Here is an 18,247-nt window from a genome sequence, read left to right as displayed (position 1 = left end):
GGATCAGAAGTTTGTCGGTCCTTTGGTAGAAGTTGAGCCGCGACAAAGATGAATGAACTACATTCGTAAGATCAACTTATGCTGTCGTATTTCCGCTCCAGAATTAAGCTTATTCATGTCTAGCTCGGAAGGACTGCTCTTTTTTCTTAGTTAATGATAAATTTTCTCGTCTATATTCACAGGTAAGACCTTTTTATAAATGGCTTCAATATCTTCTTTCACTGCTTTTCTTGGATTATAATGTACGGTTCCATGATCGTTCATTGCATCTTCTGCTAGTTGGGCGATATCTTCATCTGTAAAGTGGTGGTCGAGATGCGCAAAATTTTGTGGAATATCAATAGAATGCATTAATTCTTCTACTAATGGAATAAGAGTTTTGCCTGCTTGTTGCATACTAACGGAATGTAAGGATGGATCAATCATGCGTGCAATTGTTGCATATTTTTCTGTTGATGCTGGAAGATTGTAGGCAATCACTTTTGGTAGTATCACAGCATTCGCAAGTCCATGGGGGACACCGTAGCGTGCAGACATTGGATGTGATAAGGAATGAACAATCCCTAATCCACCGAGGCTAAATGACATGCCAGCCAATGTACTAGCAAGATGGACTTGCCCCCTTGCTTCTAAATTGTCTGCATGAGCATAGGTTTGTGGTAAATAGGTCCAGAGCATGCGAATCGCTTGAAGAGCAAGAGCATCTGTAAAAGGATTAGCTGGTAATGATACATAAGATTCAATGGCATGGACAAGTGCATCAGCCCCTGTAGCAGCAACATGCTTTCGTGGCAATCCAAGTGTGAGTGCCGGGTCCACAAACACAACTTTTGGTACAAGATAAGGAGATCCTAGAACAAGTTTTCTACCACCATCGCTATCTGTAATGACACTTGCAATCGTTACTTCAGACCCAGTACCAACTGTTGTTGGAATCGCAAAAAGTAATGGTAGTTTATCTTCTATTGGCTTACCGCCAAGAGAATATTCCAGTACATGTCCGGTGTGTGTGACTGCAACAGCCAGCGCTTTGGCAAAGTCCATAGAGCTACCGCCTCCAAGGGCAATAATTAAGTCTGCGCCTTCTAATTGAAAGCTCTTCATGCCTTCCATAACCGAATGAGCAGACGGGTTGGGCTCGATTTCTGCATAAACAGCATATTCAATGGATGCATCTTCTAATACTTGGGTAATTTTTTCTACGACACCTGATGAAATCAGTCCTTTATCTGTACAAACGAAGACCTTCTTCTTTCCTGTCGCTTTAATTTTGTCTGAAAGCTCTTGTTGAACGACCTCATAACCAAATTTTAAATCCGTTTGTAGATTTAAGTGAAATGATGCGTTCAATAAACTCATTCGCTGATCCTCTCCCTCTAATATTTTTTTACTTATAAATAGTTAAGCGCTTACAAGGTGATTTCCTTCTTTCTCTAACTAAATTTTAGAAAGAGTGTTAGAATACAAGTAAAAAATGAGGAAGTGAGCTTGTTATGCAAAAATCGATTGTACAAATAAATTCCCCTGTAGGTGTGCTAGCAATCGAAGGAACAGAAAAAGCCATCACAGCTGTTCAATTTCTTGATAGAACGGAAATCGCAGAACCATTGAGAAATGACTCGCCAGATGTAATAAAGGAATGTGTACAGCAATTAGAGGAATATTTTCAAGGGAAGAGAGAAGCATTTGAAATTACTTATGAGCTCAATGGGACAACCTTTCAAACGAATGTATGGCAAGCGTTAACAACAATTCCTTTCGGCGAGACTGCCTCATATAAAGACATTGCCGTCATTGTCGGAAATGAAAAAGCTGTCCGTGCAGTCGGGAGCGCTAATGGTAAAAATAAAATGAGTATCATTGTACCTTGCCATCGTATTATTGGCACAAACGGAAAGTTAACTGGTTATGCAGGTGGGATGGAAAGAAAAGGCTGGTTGCTTGAGCATGAAAGAAAGTTCAGAAAATAGTATAATAGTTCTGGTAGCAGAATGTTAGAAGAGGTGACTGGAAATGGAGAGAAAGATCGATGAAATCATCAAGGATCGCCGTTCGATTAAAAAGTTCAAACAAGATCCTGTAAGCATAGATGAAATTGTAGAATTACTAGAGGTGGCAAAATGGGCACCAAATCATAAAATGACGGAACCATGGCGTTTATTACTATTCGCTGAAAAAGGGAAAGAGAAGTTTATTGATGCATTTTGCCAAACGCAAAAATTAAAGGATGGGACCATACCTGAAAAAGCACAAAATAAATCCGCTTATTTTCGCTCTATACCTTTGCACTTAGTTGTTGTGATGCCTGAGGACCCTCGTCAAAAGACATGGGATGAGGATTATGGTGCAGTGAGTGCGATGATTCAAAATTTCCAATTAGCTGCATGGGAAAGAGGCATTGGCATGATTTGGCGAACCAATGATTGGATCTATAATCCTGTCTTCCGAGAAGCGATTGGTGTAAAACCAGGGGAGAAAGTAGTAGCTACTTTAATGATTGGTTATGCCGATCATATTCCTGAAGCAAAGCCGCGAACAAGTATGAAAGAAAAGCTGCAAATTATTAAAGAGTAAAATAAGGTGATAATAAAGGCTAGGGCAGGTGCGAAAAGCGGTTCCTAGCCTTTTTTTAGCTGCTAGAATATATAAACCTTTTTTAAAGTCAATCAAATATGTTTGTAGGAGGAGTAGTTAGGTATACTATTGGTATATAAAATAACGTTTAATTGCTGTTCCATTGTGAGGGGGACTAGAGTTGATTATTGCTATTATTTTTCTCTTATTTGTTTCATTCTTTTTTTCAGGGAGTGAAACGGCATTAACTGCAACAAATAAGATGAGGCTGCGAACGAAAGCGAAAAACCATGATAAAAAGGCTGAAAAGCTACTTAATATCGTCTCAAAGCCAAGTGAGTTTATTACTTCTATTCTCATTGGTAATAACATTGCTAATATCTTGCTACCGACACTTGTAACAACCCTTGCTATTCAATATGGCTTTAATGTTGCGCTCGCTTCGGCCATATTAACAGTGGTTATTATTATATTTTCGGAAGTAATTCCGAAATCCATTGCAGCAGCTTTCCCTGATCGTATATCGTATCTTGTATATCCTGTGATTCGGTCTGTTATTTTTATTCTAAAACCAGTGACAGTCATTTTAAATGGATTAACGGGTTTTATTACCCGCATATTATCAAAAGGGCAGAAGCAAGAATCATCAATTTCTAAGGAAGAGTTACGGGCAATAGTGGAAATCGCTGACACGGAAGGGATCTTTAAAAAAGAAGAGTCTCATCGTATTAAAGGTGTACTTAATTTTCATAATTTAAATGTAAAAGACGTGCTAAAAACCCCAAGAATAGATCTTGTTGCGTTTCCTATTACAACTACATTTGAAGAAGTAAGGGATACTGTGATTCAACATCCGTATACAAGGTATCCTGTCTATCGGGAGGATATTGATCGTATTGTCGCAGTTTTTCATTCAAAGTACTTATTATCTTGGGCTGCGGAACCACATAAAACACTAGAGGATTATTGTGATACAGATCCTTTGGTTATTTATGAATTTGCTTCTCTTGAGCGTGTTTTTCGCCAAATGACGATGGAGAAAAAACATCTAGCAATTGTCTTGGACGAATATGGTGGAACAGAAGGAATTGTTACTCATGAAGACATTATTGAAGCCATGATCGGGTTAGAAATTGAAGATGAAATGGATCTGGATACTGAAAGGCATATTCATAAGCTGACTGACACAGAAATCATCTGTAATGGGAAAATTACATTATATCAACTCAATTCTGTATTTAAGACAGATATACCAGAGGAAGATGATGTACTTGCAGGTTACATACAAAAGCAAATAGACCATTTTCCGGCGGTAGGTGAAGTCATTGTACAAAACAATCTTACTTTTGAAATATTAGAAGTAAAAGGGAGAGCACTGACTAAAATAAAAATTACTAAAAAATGATGCTGTGCTTTTAAAGGGGTTTGAAAAAGTGAATAAGCATTCAGAATTGAAATCTATTAAAGAAGTGAGAGCATTTATTCAAGAAAATAACTTTGCCCTCCTTTATATTTGGAGTGATCAATGTAGTGTATGTCATGCATTGTATCCCAAATTATTTGAGAGTGTAAAGGATTACCAAAAGATAAAACTAGGAAAAGTTAACTATCAGGTTGTAAGCGAAATTGCCGGTGAGTTTTTGGTATTTTCTGTACCGACAATCATCCTCTTTAAAGAAGGGAAAGAGTACTTAAGAGAAGGAAGATTTATGAGAGTACAGGAGTTTAACAAACAATTAAAGCATTTAAACTTTATGATGTGAAAAAATGCATTAAAAAGGGCACCGTTCTTAAATGAACGGTGCCCTTCTTAATTATAATGCATCTTTAATCACTTTCTTATAATGTAAAATTGCTAATAATCCAAAGATGGAATAAAGCACAGTATAGATAATCATGATAATAATAGTTGGTGTCATCATTTCTGTTCCGAACAAGAACCAGCCCGATTTAACAGCGAAGTAACTATGAGACAGACTGAGAACAAGTGGGATACCGAAAGTGAAAAACTGTTTCACGCAAATTCCTTTTAAGAGATCGTTCTGAGTATAGCCAAGCTTACGTAAAATCGTATAGCCATTCTTTTCTTCTTCCCCCTCATCCATTTGCTTAAAATAAATGATACAGCCTGAAGTGATTAAGAATGTAAGCCCTAAGAAGCCGGTAATAAATAATGTCAAACCGATAAATTCTTTCACACCTTGAAATTCTAATTGCAGGGACCAGGTATTTCGTTCGATGTCCAGCGTTTCGTATAGATCATTTGCTTTTACTACATCGTCCTGATTTTCCAGGTTGATTTTATAAAAAACGTTGCCTTGGTCTTTAAAAATGGTTTGTAAATCTGGATTCAATGCTTTTTGCAATTGCTTATATACTGTGTCATCGACGACAGCAGTAGGAGAGCCGCCAAATGTGAAATAAAATGGAATGACAGGTTCATCATTTAAACCAATAAGATCTAATTTATATTCATTTGCTGTTGTATGCATCACAATAGAGCTGTTTTCGTTTACATCCATGATAGAATCAAACATGGCAGGCCAACCAGTAAAGAATACTTCATTTGGCTTAACGTCTAAACCGTCTACATCTTTATCACTAACTACGGTCGATTCCATCTTCTGTACATCCATACCTGCTGATTCAGGATCCACAGATAGTTGAATCATGTCTGCCATATTAAAGGTAGTAACTACGATTTCCGTTGTTTCTTCTGTAAAAGCTATATTATGATCAGTGAATGCCTCTGTTAGCATGTTTGCTTCTTTTTCACTATTCGTAGAAAAATCTGCTAGTACACGTTCAAATGCGCTTTTTTCTGCTGAATAGAACTGAATATAGGATAAAGAGAGTAAACCGATAGCTAATGCCGATACGGTTGTTATTACCGTTAATAATAAGGCATTGGATTTCATGCGAAACATAATTGATGACAAAGAGAGGACATCTGTTATGTTAAGATAGCCGCCTTTACCATTGCGAATGACATTACCAATGAAAGTAATCGACCCACGGAAGAAAAGGTAAGTACCGATAATGACACTCCCAAGGATGAAAATCATGGCGAGAAATAATTCATTTATTGATGTAAAATTACCACTGAAAAGTTTGGATGATACATAATAACCTGTTGTAATAAAGCAAAGTCCTAATATTCCAATTACAATTTCTACAACCGTGACCCGTTTTACAGTTCCTTCTGTAGTTGCTTTTACTTTGAACAGTGATAGTATGCTCTGACGGTGAATAAAGAAAAGGTTATTTGCCATAATGAGTAAATAAATCACAGCAAAAACAATTAGCGTCTGTACTAACGCCTGGGATGAAAACTGTAATTCCGCTAATTCATCGATCGATATTAATTTAAACAGAATCATTAGCACAAACCTCGAGCTGAGAAAACCAAGAAAAATACCAATCATTAAAGAACTGAAATATAATAAGAAATTTTCAGCTGTAAGTAGACGGAAGATTTGCCCTTTCGTCATACCGATAAGTTGGAAGAGCCCGATTTCTTGCCCACGTCTTTTTATAAAAAGATTGTTAGCAAATAAGAGAAATACAGCAACAATTACGATGAGAAGGACAGATGCTGCCCGTATAGCTGCTGCACCTTTTATAGTACCGCTCGCCTCATCTAATGCAGGGTCATATTGTAATGTAACAAAGGCAAAATAAAGACTAGAGCTAAAAGCAAGTGCAAAAACATAAAGGTAATAATTCTTCAAATTCTTCTTTAAATTACGCCAAATGAGCAAATTAATGTTCATTTTGTACACCGCCCAGAATGGCTTGTGTCTTCATAATATCTTTAAAGAAATCTTGCCTCTTCTCATCACCTTTGTTCAATTGCGTGTAAATATGGCCATCTTTAATAAAAATCACACGACTACAGTAACTAGCCGCAACGGGGTCATGCGTGACCATAACAATCGTTGACTTCCTTGTTTCATTCAGTCGCGTTAATTTATTGAGTAAATCCGAAGCGGACTTCGAATCAAGAGCACCAGTCGGTTCGTCAGCAAAAATGATACTAGGATCATGTATAAAAGCACGAGCTGCTGATGTTCTTTGCTTTTGACCACCTGAAATTTCACTTGGGTACTTGTTAGCTAAATCTTCAATCCCTAATTCAGAGGCGATGTCAGAAAAGCGTTTATTGGCTTCAGTCCGTGATACTTTTTTGATTGATAATGGCAGTAAGATGTTTTCTTTTACTGTCAATGTATCAAGTAAGTTATAATCTTGAAAAATGAAGCCGAGATAATGTTTACGAAACTCGGCAAGTTGTCTTTCTTTCATTTTCGTCATTTCTTTGCCTTCAATACTAATTGAACCAGAGCTTAAGTGATCGATCGTCGAAAGGATATTGAGCAAGGTTGTCTTCCCTGACCCCGATGCCCCCATAATACTGACAAATTCACCTTGCTTTATATGCAGGTCCAAGCCTTTTAAAACTTCTTGTTTATTCCCTCTACTACCGTAGGTTTTATGAATTTTATGTGCTTCTAATATATTCATGTGAATGCTCCTTTTTCTAAGCTTACCTACATTGTAAAGGGATAGAGAGACTTTCTCCTTCGATTCAGCGAACAAAATATCATTGCGTGTGACATTATTGTCACTTCGTTGTCATTCTTATATCAACGAAATCATTCATTTTAGGGAATACAAGTGTTACTGTCGTCCCTTCATTTATGATTGAGCTAACTTGAATGTTTATTTTTAATGTATCAGCTGCTTTTTTGGCTAAATAAAGACCCATTCCTGTAGCTGCATGTCCTGCATGGTCAGCGGTTGAAGTGAAACCCTTGTCATATATACGCGGTAAATCTTTTTGTGAAATACCTTTCCCTCTATCTGAAATGGTGAGAACGTTAATGTCACCAAGTGCCTCCGATTCAATGGTAATTTCGGATGAGTGACTATATTTTACTGCATTAGATAAAATCTGCCTAATCACAAACCCAAGCCATTTACCATCACTTGTCACTTCTTTTACTGCGAGATCGAGTTCAAAACCAATTCCTTTTTGCATGCACCAAGATTGCAAGTCTCGTATTTCCCTAAATAATATTTCCTCAAGTGAGACCTTATCAATATAAAGATCATTTTCTAAAGTTGGCATACGTTTATGGTGAAGCTGTTGATCAAGCAGTAAATGAATGCGAAGCCACTCGTTAGCTAAAGCAGATTTCGAGCTTGGATGCTCTAGGCGATCAATGATGAGTTTCATTGCTGTTAAAGGGGTCTTTACCTCATGAATCCACCGCAATAATTCATCTTTCTCTTGTTCAATCTCCAATTTGATCTGTTGATTTTCCATCTCTAATTGCTGCGTTTGTTTCTGAAGACTAGATTCAATGATTTTTTCAAAAGGTGAGCGGGCCTCTTCTAAATAGTGGAGATCAAGTCCAGGCGCCCAATTTTCTAATCGGCGGTAGTAGGAGACCTCTTTTATAAAACGCAAGAATAGAAAGATAATGAAAATAACCAGCAGGATCGCAACCATATAGAGGGTCGAATACATTGATAATCCAGGATCAATATAAGCAAATACAATGATAAGCATGAGAGAGAAGAGGAAGAGGAGTATCCAACTTATTCGTTCTTTTAAAAAAGTAATCACCATATTAATAGACCTCTTCCATTGCCATATAACCTTGTCCTACCTTTGTATGTATATGTTTGCCTAAATCAATTTCCTCCAGTCGTTTTCTTAGCCTGTTCACATTAACGGTTAAAGTATTGTCACTAATAAATCGCTCATCATCCCATAGAGCTTTAATAAGTTCATCACGGCTTAGTGTTTTATTTTTATGTTGAAGCAATTGTTTAAGAATAAACATTTCGTTCTTCGTTAAGGTAATCTCACCGTGTTCGTTAGAAACCGTATATTTTTCATAATCGATTTTAGCTCCATACCATGTTTGTAGTGTCTGAGAATCAGCCGTATAGTTATAGGCTCTTCTTAGTAAAGCTTGGATTTTTGCCACAAGTACATCGAAATGAAAAGGCTTTTGCACAAAATCATCTGCTCCAAGTTGCATAGACATGACCATATCTGTCGGATGATCACGAGAAGATAAGAAGATAATCGGAACGGTAGAATGGTTACGAATCATACGACACCAATGGAAGCCGTCATATTTAGGCAATTGAATATCTATGATTACGAGGTCAGGCTTAACCTCTGAAAATCGTTCAATTACTTTTGAGAAATCATCAATTCCATGCACGCTAAATGACCATTGTTCTAATCTTTCTCTGATTTCTCGATATAAGCTTTCATCGTCTTCTATAAGTAAGAGAGTAAACATCTTTTCACCACACTTGTTTTTCCATATATTATATTAAAAACGAAAGGGAGGACAACCTTCTGGAAAAAAAGAAGACCGTACAGCGACGATCTTCTTATCCTTTATTTTCCGATAGCTTCAACTGTCGTTGCTACTTTTCCGATAACGAGTTCGCTACCAAGCATTGGAGATTCTTTAGGCTCTTCCCCTTGTTTTGGTTCGGGGCGTTTATGTGCTTGTTTGAATATGTCACTTTCCTTCCAAGCTTGGAAGCTATCAAGGTCTTCCCAATACATATTCACATTCAATTCATCATGTTCTTCTAAGTTTTGTGTAATAACGGTTTCCACTTTAATGAAACCTTTCATTTCTTGTAGAGGACCTGGCTTGGTGAAGTTAGGTGCTAATCTTTCAGCAAAACCTTTTTTCATTTTAATGCGATTCGTTACGATATACATCATGATTCCTCCTTTTAGTGATCATGCTTTTATTATAAACTTACTTTCATCAATTCTGAAATTAAAGCCCTTCATTTGGTAAAATAAAGGTGAGAGGTGAGAGGGATGTATAGTGAAGCATTATTAATTGATGAATTAGTGAAAAGAATCATTGCAGGTGAGTATCTATCGAATGAAAAGTTCCCATCTGAAAATCAATTAGCAGAAGAGTTTCAGTTGCCAAGAATGACTGTGAGAAAAGCGTTACAACACTTAGAAGGTCGAGGCCACCTTTATTCAGTACGCGGAAAAGGGCGGTATTTAAAGCCTGAATCAGAAGCGATTCATTTACACTTATCGGGGGGCGAAAGTTTTACAGATAAAATGCTAGCCTCCGGTTATGATTTGAAAACTATAAATCTATTTTCCCCAGATAATGAGATAAATAAAGAGAACCAAACCTATATGTTGTCGAGACTTCGCTATATTAATGGGGAGCCAATTGCTATTCATCAATCGTATGTCAATACAGAGGTTTTCCCTACGATTAAAAAAGATGCGCCGAGAATTACATCCATGTTCGCCTATTACCGAGCTCATGGTTTTCATCACTTCACCAATAATGGAGCAGTATTAAGCGTACAATTCCCCTCCGCCTATGAGCAAGAGTTGCTCAAGTGCAATAATATCCTCCCGCTTATTTGTCTTGAAAGTCATACCGTATGCGAAGACACTGAAAAAATACTAGAACGAACGTGCATTCTTTATAGAAGTGATAAATTTAAGTATCGGCTCCGTTAAAATGGGGCCGATTGCCTGGTGTTTAGATATATATTGCTAGAGAGAACGGTGAGAGAGGGAGAAAACATGATTTGCGCGCAGGTTATAGAAAAATATACACCTTATTGCGCGATTCCATGAATTGCGCGTAATACAAAGCCAAATCTAAAAGAATGGTGCGTGTAGCTAAGATTTGCGCGCAGTACATAGTCAAATCCAAAAGAATGGTGCGCGTAATTAAGATTTGCGCGCAGATCATAGCCAAATCCAAAAGGATGGTGTGCGAAACTAAGGTTTGCGCGCAATACATAGTCAAATCCAAAAGAATGGTGTGCGAAACTAAGATTTGCGCGCAGATCATAGCCAAATTCAAAAGAATGGTGCGCGAAACTAAGGTTTGCGCGCAGATCATAGCCAAATCCAAAAGAATGGTGCGCGAAACTAAGGTTTGCGCGCAGATCACAGCCAAATCCAAAAGGATGGTGCGCGAAACTAAGGTTTGCGCGCAATACATAGTCAAACCCAAAAGAATGGTGCGCGTAATTAAGGTTTGCGCGCAGATTATAGCCAAATCCAAAAGAATGGTGCGCGAAACTAAGATTTGCGCGCAGATCATAGCCAAATTCAAAAGAATGGTGCGCGAAACTAAGGTTTGCGCGCAGATCATAGCCAAATTCAAAAGAATGGTGCGCGAAACTAAGGTTTGCGCGCAGATCATAGCCAAATCCAAAAGAATGGTGCGCGAAACTAAGGTTTGCGCGCAGATCATAGTCAAATTCAAAAGAATGGTGCGCGAAACTAAAGTTTGCGCGCAGATCATAGCCAAATCCAAAAGAATGGTGCGCGTAATTAAGGTTTGCGCGCAGATCATAGCCAAATTCAAAAGAATGGTGCGCGAAACTAAGATTTGCGCGCAATACAAAGCCAAGTCCATCATGCTCTTGCGCAAAACCATGATTTACACACAGTCTCAGTCTGAAACGCTCATTTAAGAATATACATTTTGATTGGATGAGTCTGACAACAGTTTGAAGGATACTGTCGCCACATTTATATGGAGATGCGGGCATAATCACCTTGTATCGTAGGGCGTACCAGCCTCTGATACTTCTGGCTTTTTCCGGCGAGTAATTAATTATACCCTTAGAGGCTCCATGTCAAAGGGTATCATGAAATTTATTTCGAAACCAAAACGGAATATGGTAAATAATCGCTTGATAAGCGAGAGCAACCACCGACCACCGATTTACTCACCCTACTAACTGACAACCACATTAATAACCTCAAAAAAAGCAGCTCAAGCCCGAAACCAATATAGCTATATTCATTTTCAAAGACCCCTCACCACAAAACAAGGAGAGGGGTTTTTTGCAAGGGTTGATTCTATAAAGGTGTCCGCCATGTAAATCCTTATTTACACAATATTAAAAATAAATTAAAACACAACAGCTTGGCGCCAAGTTACGATGAACTTGCGAGAGGAGGTAGGGAGATGAATCGAAAAAGAAGAACAACGATTTTAGTGAAGGCGGGAGCCTCGTTGGCTAAGGAGATGGCGAGAGAGGTGACCGAACATTACGACGTAAAAGAAATAGTTGCACCGAGAAACGGTTTAACAATGCTGAAGGTAAGAGAAACAGCTAAGCAATCCCTATTTTATCTAGGGGAAGTATTAATGACGGAGACGATGGTAGAAATAGAGGGCAGCCTAGGTAAGGGAATGGTCATCGGTCTAGAAGAAGAGTGGTCTCGTGACCTTGCCATCATTGATGCCGCTTATGGCGCAAAATTGCCGATTATTGCGAGATGGAATCAACTTCTCCAAGCGAAAGAAGAAGCAATCATCAATAAGGAAGATAAAGAGCAGGCACAATTAATGGAAACAAAAGTGTCCTTTGAAACGATGTCAATTTAAGGGAGTGAAAGTAATGCCACTTGATTATGTCCATGACACACAAGCTATGTTTCGCAAGGTAATGGATTGCATGGCGCAGCCTGGTAAAACAAATAGTTTAGCTAAGCAAATGATTCAAATTGACCATCCAATCGATTGCTATCATTCTACTTTTTTAACGATGGTAACTTTACTCGATAGCGAGGCAACTTTCCATATTAAAGGGAACCATACGCCACTCGTCCAAAGAATCTCTCAACTGACATTAGCCAAGCATGTGAAGGAAAGTGAAGCCGATTTTATTATCATTACAGCTGATTTACCACAAGCTGGTCTAATAAGCGCTATCCAATCGGCGAAAAATGGTAGTTTAATCGATCCCCAACTTTCTGCCACTATCATTATTGAGACCCCGAAGTTGTCATCAGGGCAAGAATGGCTATTATCAGGACCAGGGATCAAGAAGGCTAAGCGTATAAAGCTCGCTTATTCTCAGACAATCAACCAAGCGCGTGAAGAGAAAAATCAAGAATTTCCGTTAGGAATCGATATCGTGATAACGGACCAAGTAGGTAAGCTTGTTTGTTTACCAAGGACAACAGTAATCAGTGAGGTGAGTAAGTAATGGGATATGTTGCCGTTAAAGGAGGGACAGAGGCTATCGAAGCCTCCATTGAACGCCTTCGTTATAACCGGCTGAAAGGTGAAAGGCATATAGAGATTGAAACAATTCTTGCCACGATGAAGGGCTTAGTAGATCAGGTGATGTCTGAAGCTAGTCTGTATGCGCCTATGTTAGCTGCGTTGGCTATTAAACAATCAGAAGGGAATATGGAGGAGGCCGTTTTTACCTTGCGTGCCCATCGTTCGACATTACCACGATTGTATTATAGCGAAGCAATCCAGACAGAAGATATGCGCATTTCTAGGCGAATTTCTTCTAGTTTTAAAGATATTCCTGGTGGACAAATATTAGGAGCAACAACGGATTATACACATAGGTTGTTAGATTTTGATTTATTAATAGAGGATCAACAAAAAGAGAAACAATGGTTGCAGCATTATAAAGAAAGAATCGATCAGCTGAGAGAGCAGCCATCATCACAAATTTTCCCTAAAGTTGTGGAATATTTAAGGGAAAACGGTCTTGTGCAAACTTATGTAGATGATAATCGCGAGCCTTTTGATGTCACAAAGAAGAGCCTCCAATTTCCTGCCAATCGAAGTGCAAGGTTGCAGACATTAACAAGGGGACAGACAGGTGCAGTTACTTCTCTTGGTTATGCTTCTATGCGGGGATACGGTCAAGTTCATCCCAATGTAGGGGAGTTGAGGGTGGGTATGATGCCTATTCACATCTCATCTCCACATGAATGTGAGGAAGAGCAATATTATATAGGTGCTATTGAAGTGACAGAAGTGGAATCATTTGTGCCGGTAAAGGGCGCAAGTGAGGAAAGTGAAGAAGCCCTCGACTTTGAAATCGGCTATGGGATGTGCTACGGACAAAATGAGACAAAGGCGATAGCGATGAGTATTTTAGATCAATGCTTGCAGCACCCATCATCTGATTTTCCTACACATGATGAGGAGTTTGTTTTATTGCATATTGATTCCGTTGAATCGACAGGGTTCATTTCGCATTTGAAACTTCCTCATTATGTGACTTTCCAATCTAAGCTCGATCGTGCAAGAAAAGGACAGAAAGGAGAGTAATAATTATGACAAGACTCCATCATTTTGCTTTCTTCGATGAAGGCTCAAAAAAAGAGATTAGAAGAACAATCTTAAAAGCGATTAGTATTCCAGGATATCAAGTGCCCTTTTCTTCGAGGGAAATGCCTATCGCTAGAGGTTGGGGTACAGGTGGATTACAGGTGACGCTATCCATCATTGGCAAAGACGATGTATTAAAGGTGATTGATCAAGGATCAGATGAATCAGTTAATGCAGTCAATATTAAAAAACTAGTTGAAAAAACGACAGGCATTGCCATTACGGAAGGAACAGCAGAAGCAACGATTATTCAGTCAAGACATCGCATCCCTGAGCAGCCTTTAACAGAAGGTCAAGTGCTCGTCTTGCAGGTCCCTGCTCCAGAACCATTGCGGTCAGTAGAAAAAAGTGAAAGACAAACGAAAATTCTCCATGCGGAAGAAGAATACAGCGGTGCTTGGCTACAGTTATTTGAACAAATTATGAAATATGGTCAGACCAAAACAGGAGCGGACCACCCCGTCTATGTAGCTGACCGTTATGTGATGGCACCGAGTCCTATCCCCCGATTTGATAATCATAAAATGAATCATTCGGAAGCACTTATTTTATTAGGGGCGGGACGAGAAAAGAAAATCTATGCGGTTCCACCTTATACAGATGTCCGTTCATTAGCATTTGAGGATTACCCATTTACTGTCGAATCTTTCGTAGAACAAGCTTGTCATTTATGCGGGGCAACAGATACGTTTTTGGATGAGATCATAGATGCAGATAAAGATAAAGTGTATTACCAATGTAATGATTCTCACCATTGTTTAGCACAAGTAAATGGGGCGATTCAAGGAAAAGGGGATATAAGCTATGCATGATGAACCTATCTTACAAGTCCAGCGATTAGAAAAAGTGTTTGGGAGAAGTTGTAGTCATTGTCAGCATCAAGATACGAGACAGTTAGAAAAGAATTTTTGCCCTTATTGTGGGACAGTGTATGCCTGTCGAAATATCTCGTTTGAATTATTTCCCGGGGAAATATTAGGGATTGTTGGTGAAAGTGGGAGTGGGAAATCTACGCTTATGCAATGTTTATATTTTGATGAGACTGCGACAGGTGGGGAAATGTTTATCAACTATGAAGATTTTAAGGCGAAAAACATTTTTGCTCTTTCTAATCAGCAAAAAAGATATGTGCGCAACCATATCCTCGGAATGGTTTATCAAAATCCAGCAAAAGGGTTGAAGATGGACTTTTCCTCTATTGGTAATATCGCTGAGAAACTCATTGCAGCAGGCAATCGCCATGTCGGTGAAATGGAGCGTGTCGGAACGGAATTGCTCGACAAGGTCCATCTTCCCCTTTTTAGAATGAAAGAAGAACCCAAGCGGTTCTCAGGGGGAATGCAGCAGCGTGTGCAAATTGCAAAAGCCCTTTCTAACTATCCCCCCATTCTTTTCTTAGATGAAGTAACGACCGGGTTAGACTTATCTGTGCAAGCCAGTGTCCTTGATTTAATTAAAACGATTCAACGTGAGATGGGTATCAGCATGATTGTCGTATCACATGACTTAGCCGTTATTCGTATGCTAGCTGACCGCACAATGGTGATGTTAAATGGAGAAGTAATTGAAAAAGGGCTAACAGATCAAATCCTTGAAGATCCTCAAGACGCTTACACACAACAGCTTGTTTATTCGTTGCTATAAAAGAGGAGGGTGCATATGTATATTATTCATAACGGTGTGATTGTACTTGAAGATAGAATGCTAGAAAAACATGCAGTATTAGTAGAAGAAGAACGGATCAAGGCAATTGTAAGAGAAGATGAACTCACTTCATTTACCAATGTTGAAAGAATAGATGCAAATGGGGGTTATATTTCTCCAGGATTTATAGATATTCACTCTGATTATATTGAATCTATCATCTCGCCGCGCCCGACAAGTATGATGAATGTCCAAATGGGCCTGCGTGAAGCAGAAAGGATTCTCATTGGACACGGGATTACAACGATGTTTCATTCACTTTCTTTCTACCGGGAGGATATTTTCACCCATAAGCCCATGCGCTTACCAGAAAATGTACAGAAATTAGTTGAAGCGATTACGGAGACATCCGAGCAGCAACATCTTATTCGCCATCGCCTACATGCTCGTTTTGAAATAGATAATCTGGAAGGTGTCGACCGTTTAATAGAGAACCTCCGTTCAGGTAAAATTCACCTGCTATCTTTTATGGATCATACACCAGGTCAAGGTCAGTATCGTAATTTAGAAGTTTTTCGTGAAACGATGCGTGGTTATCGTGATTTAACTGAACAGGAGTTAAATCGTATTATCCAAGACCGCCTATCTTCAAAAGTGATGACGATTGATATGATGAAAGAGATTGCTGAAATAGCGATAAGGCAAGGGGTTAGCATTGCTTCACATGATGATGACCATAAAGGTAAGATTGACCTCGTCCAATCCATTGGGACAACAATCAGTGAATTTCCAATTACATTAGAGGTTGCTAAAAAGGCGAAGCAGAGCGGTCTATATACAATCGTTGGGGCGCCCAATATCCTTTTAGGTGGCTCGCACTCAGGCAATTTATCTGCAGCAGAAGCGATTCGCCATCAATGCGCAGATATTTTATGTAGTGATTATTATCCATCGGCCTTACTCCATTCTATCTTTACGCTCCATGAAAAGTATGACCAGAACCTCCTAGATATGTTCCAAATGGTCACTTCAAAGCCAGCGAAGGCAGTAAATCTTGATCATGAAATTGGTTCTATCAAACCGGGCTATAAAGCTGATTTACTCATCATTGAGAAATTGGATGATGGTTTTCCAACAGTAACATTAACAATGGTTAATGGTGTTGTGATAACGACAACAAATTACCGAAAAAACCTGGCGATGGAGGAGGTAACACGATGACATTCTTAAAAATTGAAGGTCTGGAGAAGAACTTTCAAATTGTGCATTTAGGTCAGACGATTCATGCTGTGCAACAGTTGAACTTCTCAATGAACCAAGGTGAATTTATCGGGATCACGGGCAAAAGTGGCAGTGGGAAATCAACGATCTTAAAAAGTATTTATCGCACATATTTACCTGAAGCGGGGCGGATTTATTTTGACTCAGAGAAATATGGATGGATTGATCTGCAAAAAGCGTCAGAAAGGGAGATCATCTATTTACGAAAATATGAAATTGGGTATGTGTCACAATTTTTAAATGTCATGCCACGAACAACCGCCCGCGAATTAGTAGAGCAATCTGTTTTGGAGACGGGGCGGTCATTATTAGAAGCACAAAAAGAAGCAGAGGAAGTGCTTTCTCATTTTGAACTTGATCGCAAACTATGGGATACGTACCCTAATACATTTTCAGGTGGGGAAAAGTTAAGGTTAAACATTGCCATCGCAGCCGTTAAAAAGCCAAGGTTACTCCTTTTAGATGAGCCAACAGCAAGTCTTGATCAACAGTCCAAGCAAAAGGTGAAAGAAGTGATTCAAAAGTTAAAGGAAAGTGGGACAACATTGCTAGGGGTTTTCCATGATATCGAATTTATGGATGAATTATGTGATCATATTTTTGAAATGAGCCAGCAATCGTTCAAAAGGGCAGGAGCGGCCTTATGATGAAGGCGGATTTACATGTTCATAGCAGTTTTTCAGATGGCGCAGATTCCATTCAAGTGGTTATGGAAAAAGCTGCAGCGATCGGTATCACACATATTAGCATCGTTGACCATGATACGGTAAAAGGGCAAGGGGAAGCCTTCAAATGGGCAGAAACATATCAGATTCAGCTCATTCCTGGGATTGAAATTTCCGCATTTGATTTCAAAAGAAACCGAAAAGTACACGTACTAGGCTACGATTATGATGCTAACAAAGGGCATATTTTAGCATTATGTAATGAAGTGCTTAAGCGGAGACAAGCCCATTCCATTTGGCAAATTGGGCAAATTCAACAGCAAGGGATCCATGTGTCTATAAAAGCAATATCGCAAATCGCCTCACCAAGTGAGACGATTTATAAGCAACATATTATGGCGGCCATTACGTCAGAACCTTACGACTCAGAAGCATATAAAAAGCTGTATCGTTCACTGTTTAAAGGAGGGGGAGTAGCTGCTGGGGATATTGCTTATGTGGACGTATATGATGCCATTCGAGCGATTAAAGCAGATGGTGGATTTGCTGTAATTGCCCATCCTGGTCAACTTGATTCCTATGATCTGATTGAAGAGCTTGTAGATAGTCAGATTGGATTGGATGGTGTTGAGCGTAATCATCCTGATCATAGTGAAGCGGATCACCAAAGAATTGATGTCCTTATGGCAAGGTATGGTCTTCTTAAGACAGGTGGTTCAGATTATCACGGTGCATTTGGTTCATCAGTCCGTATGGGGGACTATGAGTCGCCTATAAACCGATTGTTAACTGATTATTTGGTTTGTAAATGATTAGTGAAAGCCGGTATATTTCGTGTAAAAAGACAGTAAATTCAGTCTTTTGTGTAGATTATTATGCTTAAATAAAAGTGAA

Annotated in this window: 20 protein-coding genes; 13 read left to right on the top strand and 7 right to left on the bottom strand. The window is 38.9% G+C overall.

Features of this window, described 5'->3' with window-relative positions; all coding sequences use genetic code 11:
* Nucleotides 1-150: 150 nt before the first annotated feature.
* Entirely contained in the window at nucleotides 151-1,359 is a 1,209-nt protein-coding gene (locus tag MHI57_RS14390; protein WP_307316372.1) for an iron-containing alcohol dehydrogenase family protein, read from the bottom strand.
* Between the two features lie 134 nt (nucleotides 1,360-1,493).
* On the opposite strand from MHI57_RS14390, the gene MHI57_RS14385 reads away from it, so the two are divergent.
* The 4 genes from MHI57_RS14385 to MHI57_RS14370 all read left to right on the top strand — a co-directional run bounded on the left by MHI57_RS14385 (nucleotide 1,494) and on the right by MHI57_RS14370 (nucleotide 4,337).
* On the top strand, nucleotides 1,494-1,970 hold the full coding sequence (locus MHI57_RS14385) for a methylated-DNA--[protein]-cysteine S-methyltransferase (protein ID WP_095371437.1): 477 nt from the start codon (nucleotides 1,494-1,496) through the stop codon (nucleotides 1,968-1,970).
* A gap of 43 nt (nucleotides 1,971-2,013) precedes the next feature.
* Complete coding sequence (locus tag MHI57_RS14380) at nucleotides 2,014-2,574, top strand: nitroreductase family protein (protein ID WP_281202835.1); 561 nt, start codon at nucleotides 2,014-2,016, stop codon at nucleotides 2,572-2,574.
* A 181-nt stretch (nucleotides 2,575-2,755) separates the two neighbouring features.
* Nucleotides 2,756-3,979, top strand: a complete 1,224-nt coding sequence (locus MHI57_RS14375; protein WP_307316378.1) for a hemolysin family protein — start codon at nucleotides 2,756-2,758, stop codon at nucleotides 3,977-3,979.
* A 28-nt stretch (nucleotides 3,980-4,007) separates the two neighbouring features.
* Entirely contained in the window at nucleotides 4,008-4,337 is a 330-nt protein-coding gene (locus MHI57_RS14370) for a thioredoxin family protein (protein WP_322909876.1), read from the top strand.
* 51 nt (nucleotides 4,338-4,388) lie between these two features.
* Here MHI57_RS14370 and MHI57_RS14365 read toward each other — a convergent pair whose 3' ends face one another.
* From MHI57_RS14365 to MHI57_RS14345, 5 genes are all read right to left on the bottom strand, one after another.
* Complete coding sequence (locus tag MHI57_RS14365) at nucleotides 4,389-6,347, bottom strand: ABC transporter permease (protein WP_340976973.1); 1,959 nt, start codon at nucleotides 6,345-6,347, stop codon at nucleotides 4,389-4,391.
* Nucleotides 6,337-7,098, bottom strand: a complete 762-nt coding sequence (locus MHI57_RS14360) for an ABC transporter ATP-binding protein (RefSeq protein ID WP_307316384.1) — start codon at nucleotides 7,096-7,098, stop codon at nucleotides 6,337-6,339. The genes MHI57_RS14365 and MHI57_RS14360 overlap by 11 nt, the downstream gene beginning before the upstream one ends.
* Nucleotides 7,099-7,198: 100 nt before the next feature.
* Nucleotides 7,199-8,209 carry a sensor histidine kinase gene (locus MHI57_RS14355; protein ID WP_095371443.1) on the bottom strand — a complete coding sequence of 337 codons (1,011 nt, stop codon included), beginning with the start codon at nucleotides 8,207-8,209 and terminating at the stop codon, nucleotides 7,199-7,201.
* A gap of 1 nt (nucleotide 8,210) precedes the next feature.
* Nucleotides 8,211-8,897: a response regulator transcription factor gene (locus tag MHI57_RS14350; protein WP_095371444.1), complete on the bottom strand. Its 687-nt coding sequence runs from the start codon at nucleotides 8,895-8,897 to the stop codon at nucleotides 8,211-8,213.
* A gap of 101 nt (nucleotides 8,898-8,998) precedes the next feature.
* The gene (locus tag MHI57_RS14345; RefSeq protein ID WP_095371445.1) at nucleotides 8,999-9,334 is read right to left on the bottom strand and encodes a heme oxygenase; all 336 of its coding nucleotides are present in this window, start codon (nucleotides 9,332-9,334) and stop codon (nucleotides 8,999-9,001) included.
* 105 nt (nucleotides 9,335-9,439) lie between these two features.
* On the opposite strand from MHI57_RS14345, the gene MHI57_RS14340 reads away from it, so the two are divergent.
* On the top strand, nucleotides 9,440-10,114 hold the full coding sequence (locus MHI57_RS14340; protein ID WP_340976971.1) for a GntR family transcriptional regulator: 675 nt from the start codon (nucleotides 9,440-9,442) through the stop codon (nucleotides 10,112-10,114).
* A 101-nt stretch (nucleotides 10,115-10,215) separates the two neighbouring features.
* On the opposite strand, the gene MHI57_RS14335 is transcribed toward MHI57_RS14340, so the two are convergent.
* Nucleotides 10,216-11,163, bottom strand: a complete 948-nt coding sequence (locus MHI57_RS14335) for a hypothetical protein (RefSeq protein ID WP_340976969.1) — start codon at nucleotides 11,161-11,163, stop codon at nucleotides 10,216-10,218.
* Between the two features lie 422 nt (nucleotides 11,164-11,585).
* Between MHI57_RS14335 and phnG the strand changes: the two genes are divergently transcribed.
* Genes phnG through MHI57_RS14295 form a run of 8 tightly spaced genes read left to right on the top strand, consistent with a single transcriptional unit; the run spans nucleotide 11,586 to nucleotide 18,165 of the window.
* Entirely contained in the window at nucleotides 11,586-12,008 is a 423-nt protein-coding gene (gene phnG / locus MHI57_RS14330) for a phosphonate C-P lyase system protein PhnG (RefSeq protein ID WP_340976968.1), read from the top strand.
* 13 nt (nucleotides 12,009-12,021) lie between these two features.
* Nucleotides 12,022-12,612 (top strand): phosphonate C-P lyase system protein PhnH, encoded by a 591-nt coding sequence (gene phnH, locus MHI57_RS14325; RefSeq protein ID WP_340976967.1) that lies wholly within the window; start codon nucleotides 12,022-12,024, stop codon nucleotides 12,610-12,612.
* On the top strand, nucleotides 12,612-13,703 hold the full coding sequence (locus MHI57_RS14320; protein ID WP_340976965.1) for a carbon-phosphorus lyase complex subunit PhnI: 1,092 nt from the start codon (nucleotides 12,612-12,614) through the stop codon (nucleotides 13,701-13,703). The genes phnH and MHI57_RS14320 overlap by 1 nt, the downstream gene beginning before the upstream one ends.
* A 5-nt stretch (nucleotides 13,704-13,708) precedes the next feature.
* A complete protein-coding gene (locus tag MHI57_RS14315) occupies nucleotides 13,709-14,575 on the top strand; it encodes an alpha-D-ribose 1-methylphosphonate 5-phosphate C-P-lyase PhnJ (protein WP_307316401.1) in 867 nt (288 codons plus the stop codon).
* Nucleotides 14,568-15,407, top strand: a complete 840-nt coding sequence (locus MHI57_RS14310; RefSeq protein ID WP_340976963.1) for an ATP-binding cassette domain-containing protein — start codon at nucleotides 14,568-14,570, stop codon at nucleotides 15,405-15,407. The genes MHI57_RS14315 and MHI57_RS14310 overlap by 8 nt, the downstream gene beginning before the upstream one ends.
* A 15-nt stretch (nucleotides 15,408-15,422) precedes the next feature.
* A complete protein-coding gene (gene phnM, locus MHI57_RS14305) occupies nucleotides 15,423-16,628 on the top strand; it encodes a phosphonate metabolism protein PhnM (protein WP_340976960.1) in 1,206 nt (401 codons plus the stop codon).
* Entirely contained in the window at nucleotides 16,625-17,335 is a 711-nt protein-coding gene (locus tag MHI57_RS14300) for a phosphonate C-P lyase system protein PhnL (protein WP_095371454.1), read from the top strand. The genes phnM and MHI57_RS14300 overlap by 4 nt, the downstream gene beginning before the upstream one ends.
* A complete protein-coding gene (locus MHI57_RS14295; RefSeq protein ID WP_340976956.1) occupies nucleotides 17,335-18,165 on the top strand; it encodes a PHP domain-containing protein in 831 nt (276 codons plus the stop codon). Before MHI57_RS14300 ends, MHI57_RS14295 begins: the two co-directional genes overlap by 1 nt.
* Nucleotides 18,166-18,247: the final 82 nt, after the last annotated feature.

This window comes from Cytobacillus sp. FSL K6-0129, from assembly GCF_038007625.1.
Taxonomy (GTDB): Bacteria; Bacillota; Bacilli; order Bacillales; family Cytobacillaceae; genus Cytobacillus; species Cytobacillus kochii.
This window is presented reverse-complemented; position numbering and strand designations above follow the sequence as displayed.

Bases quoted from the DNA above. Each gene is read 5' to 3' on its own strand.
- MHI57_RS14355 (WP_095371443.1), bottom strand. From the start codon at position 8,209: ATGGTGATTACTTTTTTAAAAGAACGAATAAGTTGGATACTCCTCTTC.
- phnM (WP_340976960.1), top strand. From the start codon at position 15,423: ATGTATATTATTCATAACGGTGTGATTGTACTTGAAGATAGAATGCTA.
- MHI57_RS14300 (WP_095371454.1), top strand. From the start codon at position 16,625: ATGACATTCTTAAAAATTGAAGGTCTGGAGAAGAACTTTCAAATTGTG.
- MHI57_RS14345 (WP_095371445.1), bottom strand. From the start codon at position 9,334: ATGTATATCGTAACGAATCGCATTAAAATGAAAAAAGGTTTTGCTGAA.
- MHI57_RS14340 (WP_340976971.1), top strand. From the start codon at position 9,440: ATGTATAGTGAAGCATTATTAATTGATGAATTAGTGAAAAGAATCATT.
- MHI57_RS14295 (WP_340976956.1), top strand. From the start codon at position 17,335: ATGAAGGCGGATTTACATGTTCATAGCAGTTTTTCAGATGGCGCAGAT.
- MHI57_RS14385 (WP_095371437.1), top strand. From the start codon at position 1,494: ATGCAAAAATCGATTGTACAAATAAATTCCCCTGTAGGTGTGCTAGCA.
- MHI57_RS14350 (WP_095371444.1), bottom strand. From the start codon at position 8,897: ATGTTTACTCTCTTACTTATAGAAGACGATGAAAGCTTATATCGAGAA.
- MHI57_RS14315 (WP_307316401.1), top strand. From the start codon at position 13,709: ATGACAAGACTCCATCATTTTGCTTTCTTCGATGAAGGCTCAAAAAAA.
- MHI57_RS14310 (WP_340976963.1), top strand. From the start codon at position 14,568: ATGCATGATGAACCTATCTTACAAGTCCAGCGATTAGAAAAAGTGTTT.
- MHI57_RS14320 (WP_340976965.1), top strand. From the start codon at position 12,612: ATGGGATATGTTGCCGTTAAAGGAGGGACAGAGGCTATCGAAGCCTCC.
- MHI57_RS14390 (WP_307316372.1), bottom strand. From the start codon at position 1,359: ATGAGTTTATTGAACGCATCATTTCACTTAAATCTACAAACGGATTTA.
- phnH (WP_340976967.1), top strand. From the start codon at position 12,022: ATGCCACTTGATTATGTCCATGACACACAAGCTATGTTTCGCAAGGTA.
- MHI57_RS14335 (WP_340976969.1), bottom strand. From the start codon at position 11,163: ATGCCCGCATCTCCATATAAATGTGGCGACAGTATCCTTCAAACTGTT.
- phnG (WP_340976968.1), top strand. From the start codon at position 11,586: ATGAATCGAAAAAGAAGAACAACGATTTTAGTGAAGGCGGGAGCCTCG.
- MHI57_RS14380 (WP_281202835.1), top strand. From the start codon at position 2,014: ATGGAGAGAAAGATCGATGAAATCATCAAGGATCGCCGTTCGATTAAA.
- MHI57_RS14360 (WP_307316384.1), bottom strand. From the start codon at position 7,098: ATGAATATATTAGAAGCACATAAAATTCATAAAACCTACGGTAGTAGA.
- MHI57_RS14365 (WP_340976973.1), bottom strand. From the start codon at position 6,347: ATGAACATTAATTTGCTCATTTGGCGTAATTTAAAGAAGAATTTGAAG.